The sequence below is a fragment of the Thioalkalivibrio sp. genome (assembly GCF_041690275.1).
In the GTDB taxonomy this organism is placed as follows: Bacteria; Pseudomonadota; Gammaproteobacteria; order Ectothiorhodospirales; family Ectothiorhodospiraceae; genus Thioalkalivibrio.
In genome coordinates, this window is sequence record NZ_JAWLHP010000097.1 from 3,533 (window position 1) to 6,384 (window position 2,852).

3 protein-coding genes and 2 pseudogenes are annotated in these 2,852 nt (G+C 64.2%); 3 read left to right on the plus strand and 2 right to left on the minus strand.

Annotation, left to right across the window (positions count from 1 at the left end; genetic code table 11):
* Window positions 1–138 (plus strand): annotated as a pseudogene (locus ACESMN_RS13015) (ArsB/NhaD family transporter); the annotation flags it as partial.
* 218 nt (window positions 139–356) lie between these two features.
* Here ACESMN_RS13015 and ACESMN_RS13020 read toward each other — a convergent pair.
* Window positions 357–1,445, minus strand: a complete 1,089-nt coding sequence (locus tag ACESMN_RS13020; protein WP_373054037.1) for an SO_0444 family Cu/Zn efflux transporter — start codon at window positions 1,443–1,445, stop codon at window positions 357–359.
* Window positions 1,446–1,563: 118 nt separating this feature from the next.
* Between ACESMN_RS13020 and ACESMN_RS13025 the strand changes: the two genes are divergently transcribed.
* Both ACESMN_RS13025 and ACESMN_RS13030 read left to right on the plus strand, forming a co-directional pair.
* The gene (locus ACESMN_RS13025; RefSeq protein WP_373054038.1) at window positions 1,564–1,806 is read left to right on the plus strand and encodes a MerR family DNA-binding transcriptional regulator; all 243 of its coding nucleotides are present in this window, start codon (window positions 1,564–1,566) and stop codon (window positions 1,804–1,806) included.
* Between the two features lie 45 nt (window positions 1,807–1,851).
* A complete protein-coding gene (locus ACESMN_RS13030) occupies window positions 1,852–2,586 on the plus strand; it encodes a TIGR02206 family membrane protein (RefSeq protein WP_373054039.1) in 735 nt (244 codons plus the stop codon).
* A gap of 23 nt (window positions 2,587–2,609) precedes the next feature.
* On the opposite strand, the pseudogene ACESMN_RS13035 reads toward ACESMN_RS13030, so the two are convergent.
* Window positions 2,610–2,852: pseudogene (locus ACESMN_RS13035) on the minus strand (hypothetical protein); the annotation flags it as partial.

Genomic DNA, 2,852 nt, shown 5'->3' on the forward strand with positions numbered 1-2,852 from the left:
GGCGCTGGCGACCGGCGGGTGAGTTTCTCGGACGTGCCGATGGTAGTGGATGTCGTCTGGAACGCGACGCTGACCTCCGTGTTCATCATCATCTGGCTGCCGCTGTACGAGGTCGGGGTCTTCGAGTGGGCGGTGCTCCTCAGTGACAATCCTGATAATCGATCAGGATCGCATCACCGTTTTCGAACCTGAAGGTCAGCCGCCAGCCACCTGACGGCACAAGGTCGACGCGCATCGCTGCGACCATCCCCTGCGGTCGAAGGTCAGTACAGAGGGAAAGCACCGCACCTCACGGGTGCGGGATCTGTTCGAACGCCCTTTCCGCTGGCCTTGGCCCTGCGTAACACAGGCGACGATCAAGTTGCCCTTGCAGACGACAGATGATGGCGCAACCACTGCCGCAGGGGTCGGCTGCCCAGCCACAAGAGTACGGTTAGCGCCACAGCTTCAAGCCATGCTGGCAGCAATTCCCGCGCCGTATCGGCCTGGGCGGCAACATCCAGCGCGGTCAGGCTGATCACCGCATCCGTCGCCATGCCGATCGCAATAGTGCTGGCCACGATGCCGCCCAGATACCATACCAGTCCCATGTTGTTGAACTCCCGTCGGAGCAGCCCGAGCGTTGCCGCACTGGTGATAGGACCGGCAAGAAGAAACACCAGCGCTGTACCGGGAGACACACCTGCCAGCAGCATCCCGGCGGCGATCGGGGTGGCTGCCGCCGCACAGATGTAGAGCGGGATGCCGACCAGAGCCATCAGTAGCATCGCGACAGGACCGCTGCCGTAGGTGGACAGCATCTGCGGCGGGAGCAGCGCAATCAGAACCCCAGCCATCACCAGCCCCCCGAGCAGCCAAGGGCCGATGTCTTCCAGCAGATCCCCAAACGCATACCGCATGCCCTCGCGCAGGCGGCGCGTGGCAAGCGGTTGCATGGGCACCGCAGGCACCGAAGCCTGGTGGCCCTGTTCCCGCGCCTCCGGGCTGCATCCGTTGGCGCAGCACGCGCTGCGTCCCCCCGACGACGAGGCCGGAGCCGGCGTGCCTCGCGTTCCCATGGCGACCAGCAGACCCGTGACCACCGCGGTGAGCACCGCGCCCAGTGCCCGGGCGAACATCATGAACGGGCCCAGCAGTGCGTAGGTGATGGCCAGCGAGTCGACACCGATGCCCGGCGTGCCAATAAGAAAGGCAGTCGTCGGCCCGCGGCCGGCTCCACTGCGGTGCAGTGTCAGCGCCGTCGGAATCGCGCCGCAGGAGCACAGTGGCAGCGGCGCCCCGATCACGGCCGCGCGACCGATACTCAAAGCTCCTTCGCCACCCACCCAACGTTGCAGGATCGCATCATCGACGAACGCCCGGATCAGGCCGGAAACGAACAGCCCCAGCAACAGCCAGGGCGCCGCAGCGAGGGCCACCCCGAGAATCTCGCGCAAAACATTCAACCGGTCTCTCCCATGCCATGACACAGGGCCCCGCCGCCTCTACCCGGCAGCCGCAAACCTGCGCCCTTGTGGACACGGAAACAGGCTAAACCCTGTAACGCTTGCAGGGTCAAGTTCGATGAAACCATCGTTGCGAATTTGCGAAGTGGCGAGTCCCAGCGGGTGCTCGCCGGAGACGATCCGGCATTACGAAAAGCCGGGTCTGCTCGGGACGCCATATCGGACGAGCAGCGGTTATCGTCTTTACGGCACCAATGCGGTCGCTCGGCTCGGCTTCATCCGAAATTCACGCATTCGCTGCCGGAGCCCAACCCACGGATCGGTCATACTTGATATGGGTCGCGCGCCCGCCCAATGTTGAGTCGTGCGCGCGCCGGAAACGGTCCTGAGCGTCACTGGCAATCCCATGGAATCGCAGAGCTTCGAGCTGCTTGGAACATCCCATCTGGCGACGCTGGTCGTCATTGCAGCGGTGGCGGTCGTGGTGCCGCTCACGGTGCGCCGCCTGGCATTGCGCCAGGCCCGGACCGTAGCCTACCTGCTGGCTGCCCTGCTACTGGGCCAGGAAGCCTTCGATCTGTGGAGACAAATCGATGCGCGCAACCTGTCCCCCGCCGCACTGCTGCCACTGCACCTATGCACCCTGGCGGTCTATCTGACCGCCTGGACGCTGGTCACCCGCAGCTATCGCACGTACGAGGTCGTTTATTTCTGGGGTTTGGGCGGCACCACCCAGGCCCTGCTGACGCCGGACCTGACGGCCCGCTTTCCGGACCCGGCCTACCTGCTCTTCTTCGCTGGTCACGGCTTGGTCATCGCCGGGGTGATGTATCTGACGATCACCTTCCGCCTGCGACCACGGGCGGCATCAATCCCCCGCGTCGCCGCAATCACTGCGGCTCTGGCGGTGGTCATCTTCGTCATCAACCTCTGGCTGGACACCAATTTTCTCTACCTCATGGCCAAGCCCGCACAACCGTCACTCCTGGATTGGTTTGGACCGTGGCCCTGGTATCTGGTGGGCTTGGTGATCGTCGGCGTTGCATCCCTGTTCGTGTGGTATTTGCCCTTTCTCTTCCTCGATCTTTGGCGGCGACGACGCGCAGGCATGCCGATGCTTCCTGACGACCGCCAAGGATGAGGAGCTTCTCGGGCCGTTCTCCATCAGAAAGACGCAACGATCGCCTCCCAGTGCCGCTCCGGCAACACCACAAGTTCGGCGTCTGGCAGATTGCCCAGGGTGATTCGCAGCAGGCGTGCTGGTGAACCTCGAAGATAGTGGCTGTCCCGGAAATCGCCAACCGTGACCTGCGGCCCCACCCCTGGAACAAGGTCCGGCTCATCGGCCAGAGGCGCCCGCTGAAGATCAGAGCGATCTGGTCCCTGCCAAGGACACGGCGGGCCCGG

Excerpts from the sequence above, each read along its gene's own strand:
- ACESMN_RS13025 (WP_373054038.1), top strand. The coding sequence starts at position 1,564 with ATGAAACCATCGTTGCGAATTTGCGAAGTGGCGAGTCCCAGCGGGTGC.
- ACESMN_RS13030 (WP_373054039.1), top strand. The coding sequence starts at position 1,852 with ATGGAATCGCAGAGCTTCGAGCTGCTTGGAACATCCCATCTGGCGACG.